The sequence below is a fragment of the Serratia sp. OS31 genome, from assembly GCF_014164835.1.
Lineage (GTDB): Bacteria > Pseudomonadota > Gammaproteobacteria > Enterobacterales > Enterobacteriaceae > Serratia > Serratia liquefaciens_A.
The window spans coordinates 1-4,022 of record NZ_JACJFQ010000074.1; the positions used below are offsets into that span (position 1 = coordinate 1).

General features: G+C 60.4%; 3 protein-coding genes and 1 pseudogene. All 4 read right to left on the bottom strand.

Annotation, left to right across the window (positions count from 1 at the left end; translation table 11 throughout):
* Window positions 1-100: 100 nt before the first annotated feature.
* A complete protein-coding gene (locus H5P17_RS26200) occupies window positions 101-382 on the bottom strand; it encodes a cytoplasmic protein (RefSeq protein ID WP_182825886.1) in 282 nt (93 codons plus the stop codon).
* Between the two features lie 45 nt (window positions 383-427).
* Window positions 428-862: a regulatory protein RecX gene (locus H5P17_RS26205; RefSeq protein ID WP_182825887.1), complete on the bottom strand. Its 435-nt coding sequence runs from the start codon at window positions 860-862 to the stop codon at window positions 428-430.
* A 62-nt stretch (window positions 863-924) separates the two neighbouring features.
* Window positions 925-3,201, bottom strand: a complete 2,277-nt coding sequence (locus tag H5P17_RS26865) for a DEAD/DEAH box helicase (RefSeq protein ID WP_370570068.1) — start codon at window positions 3,199-3,201, stop codon at window positions 925-927.
* Window positions 3,168-4,022, bottom strand: a pseudogene (locus H5P17_RS26780) (ATP-dependent helicase); the annotation flags it as partial. The gene H5P17_RS26865 and the pseudogene H5P17_RS26780, both read right to left, overlap by 34 nt.

Sequence of the window (4,022 nt, forward strand, 5' to 3'; positions counted from 1 at the left end):
TGGCATTTTTCCACATTACTCTGCGACAGCCCACACCATATGGGGTTCGTCCTTGCCCCTGCTCATGGTTAGGAAACCCAATAAGGGCCGATTGAGTTTCCTAACCATCAAGTTCATGACATAACATCCAGGTGCTTCCTCCGAAAAGTATGCTCCCCACTACTTGCTCCCAGGTTTCTGTTTCTGCCAACTTTGTTTTTACCGATAAAAAATCGGCATGACTCAGAATAATTTCGTCCCCGTCAACCGATGACTCCAGCACATAACCGTCGGCCAGCATTGATTTTTCCTGACGGGGATTCCGTGCCGCTCGCCGGTAAAAGCTCTTGATACACCCACCGTTTTTCAGGGTTGATAAAATGGCATTTTCTGGAATGCGCATAGGGTTCCGGCCTCTCCTCTATCGAAGTCAAAATTGAAATCAGGGTTAACCTAACGCCTCAAAGATCATGTCCATCGTGAATCCCTTATACTGAAGATGCCTGATTTGTCTGTTTTTTTCCTTTGGCTCTGAGGGTAATGCTTCACCAAATTTCTTGATACGGGCAGCTTTGGCTAACTGATACCAGTCAATGTCACCGTTATCAATACCTTGCTCTATCAATGCCGCGGGAAATCCTTTCTGGCGCATCTCTTGTTTTATTCGCGTGGGGCCGTGCATTTTTTTAACATGTTTATCAAAAAGATAAGCAAGTAACTGAGCATCATTAAGCGCGTGGTTATCGGTCAGGCGACGTAAAACGCGCTCGATATCCCCCGTGCTTTCGGTCAGTCGGCTCAGCTGGCGATGCATCTCGCCAGAGGCGTAATTTTTCTTTGCCAGCAACGATACGGCATGAACATACAGTTCCTGTTCAGTCACGGCTCATTCCTTTTGTCGTAATATAAACGGCACGGGGATCTGCCAACATGTCGCCACGGTCATCACGTCGGGTTTCCCCGCAGTACCGCCAGCAGGGCCTGGGTGTCCAGCCGGCTCACACCGTCGCTACCGGCCAGCAAGTCCTCAGCCAACTGGCGCTTTCGGCCGTGCAGGGCGACCATCTGTTCCTCGATGGTGTCTTCCATCACCAGACGGTATACCGTGACCGGGCGCTCCTGTCCTATTCGATAGGCGCGGTCGCTGGCCTGGTCCTCAACGGCCGGGTTCCACCAGGGATCGAGATGAATGACGTAATCGGCGGCCGTCAGGTTGAGTCCGGTACCGCCGGCCTTCAGGCTTATCAGGAACAGGTCGCCCTCGCCGGACTGGAACGCGGCCACCCGCTTCTCCCGTTCGGTCGGCGGGGTTGAACCGTCCAGGTATTGACAGGCGATGCCCCGTTCATCCAACGCCGTGCGCAACAGCGTCAGATGGTCGACGAACTGGCTGAATACCAGGGCCTTGTGGTGGTTTTCCTGCAGCTCGGCGATGATATCCAGACAGGCCGTCAGTTTGCTGCCTGCCAGCGGGAGGTTATCCAGCACCAGTGACGGGTGGCAGCAGAACCGGCGCAACCGGGTGATTTCCGTCAGCACCTGCAGCGGTTTGATGTCGTCACCGCCACTGTCCAGCCGCGCGACTGCCTGCTGGCGCAAGGCCTCGTACCAGTGTCGTTCCTCGTCATTCAGAGGAATGGTGTGAAGGATATCGGTGCGCGGCGGCAATTCGTCCAGTACCTGCGATTTGGTTCTGCGCAAGATAAACGGCTTAAGCAGCTGCTTAAGCGTGGTACCGGCCAACCGGTCACCCTGCTCAATCGGCGTCGCAAATCGTTGATTGAACGGCTTCAGACCACCCAACAGACCCGGGTTGAGGAAGCGGAACAGGCTCCACAGTTCACCCAGGTGATTTTCTATCGGCGTGCCGCTCAGTGCCAGCCGGAAATCCGCCTTCAGCGCCATCACGGCGCGCGCCCGTTGGGTCTGTGCGTTCTTGATGGCCTGCGCTTCATCCAGCACCACGCTGTGCCACTGCCGGTCGGCAAACGTCTGCGCATCCTGCAGCAGCAGGCCATAACTGACCACCACCACATCGAAGGCACCCACGTCCGTTATCTCGCGCCGGCGCCGATAGTCCCGCAGACGGAGTGTGGGGGCGAACCGTTCACTTTCGCTCAGCCAGTTGCCGGCAAGGGACGTGGGAACCACCACCAGTTGTGGGCCGCCCGGGGCGCGTTCGAGCAGCAGGGCCAGTGCCTGCAGGGTTTTCCCCAGCCCCATGTCATCGGCCAGGCAGGCGCCGACACCCCACTGCGCCAACCGGGACAGCCAGCAGAAGCCGCCCTGCTGGTAGTCGCGCAGTTCGGCTTTCAGCGTGGACGGTACCACGGGCTGATGTTTTTCCCTGTCCTCAAGCCCGCGCAGCTGCCGGCGCCAGTCGGCGTCACCGTCAAGATGCCTGGCTTCATCGGCGAGCGTTTTCAACATCGGCAGCGTCAGCGTATTGAGCGTGAGAGAGTCACTGTCACCGGCCAGCAGGGCTATCTGCTGCAGGCGCTGGCGCAGCTGATTATCCAGTGCCAGCCAGTCCTGCTCGCCGAGGCGGATGAACCGGCCGCGGCTTTCCTGCAGGAGTGTCAGTACCTGGCGCAGCTGCAACACCTTGCCGTCATCCAGCGCCAGTTCGCCGGACAGTGCAAACCACTCGCCCTGCCGGCGGACATGCAATTTCAGGGCCTGCATATCGCGACGTCCGCCCAGACGCAGGCGTTCACCTTCCGGCCAGACGCATTCAAGCTGCGCCGGGTCAATTGTGCGCAGTTGCGTCAGTGCCTCCAGGGCGTCCTGGGTATCGGTCAGCTGCCATTCGGTGGTGTCCGTTGCCGATGTATCGAGGATCGGGCAAGTCGCCAGTACCTGCTGCAGCCGCTGTTGTTCTGCCGGCAGGTCGCGGCGGGTTTGTATCGCCTGGCCGTCGTGCTCGCCGTTGACGATGTCGCCGCCCCGCCCTGGCGGGAAGGCGGCGCCGTTTGGCAACGGGTGAACCCGCAGCTGCAGACGCAGCCCCTCGCCAAGCGGCAGCAGATGCGCATACAGCTTTTCATCCGGGGGGACATGCGGAATGTGGGCCGTCAGCTCGGGCAGATTGGCCAGAACCGGCAGCAGGGGCGCGATGGACGACACCGACTGCAGGACCCGATCGCGGGCGGTAGCCGGGATGCGCAGCTCCCTGCCGAGAATGCCGGCTATCTTGCGATGTTCGTCACTGACCGGATACACCACCAGGCGGGTCGGCGTTTCTTTTTCCCATAGCAGCCCGCGGCTGTCGCTGATGCCCGGCGGGGGAGCGTGAGGGCGAGACTCTCCCCCGCCTCCGTTATCACCAGCGTCACCTGCCCGGGTTCAATGTCGATGCGTACGTCCGGGGCGTCCTGCCAGAACACCGCCGGGTGGCCAACCAGCGCCGGCAAGGCGGCTTCGGCATCCAGCGTGTAGGTGCCGCTGTGCCCGTAAAAGGAATACGCCGAGGTGTAATGAATGTGTCGCAACGCCTGCCGGTCCTGCGCCAGCAGCCAGGGCAGGGTGTCGGCCGCGTCGTTGAGGCGTTTGAGGGACAGCGGGCGCCCTTTGGTCCAGCCGTCCCGGTTGTATTTTTGCTCCCGTGGCTCCAGCGTCAGCTCGTACCGGTGCAGGGTCAAAAACCAGGCCATGCGGGACGTATTGGTGTTTTCCGCCGCCGTCAGCTGGCTCAGGGCGTCCAGGGCGTATTCCCATGACGCCCTGCGCCGATACAGGGCGCTCAGCGGATGAGGCAGAGGGGGCGCCGGCTGACGGTATTGCTGATGGAGCAGGTCGGCGATGTCCTGCTCCAGCCGGTGATAGCCGCGGGTGGCTAACTGTCCTCCGAACAGCTCGAGGCGTTGCTGCCCGCGTTCGCCGTCTTCGGTATCGCTTCGCCAGTATCGGAGCAGCGCCAGCCAGACGCCGACCCCCTCCTCGATGGCATGGTGGGCCAGTTCCCGAAGTGTTGCGGTATACGCAGGCTCATGATTGGCCAGCAGCGTTAATGCGGCCATCATGGACGGCAAGGGTGGCAGGTG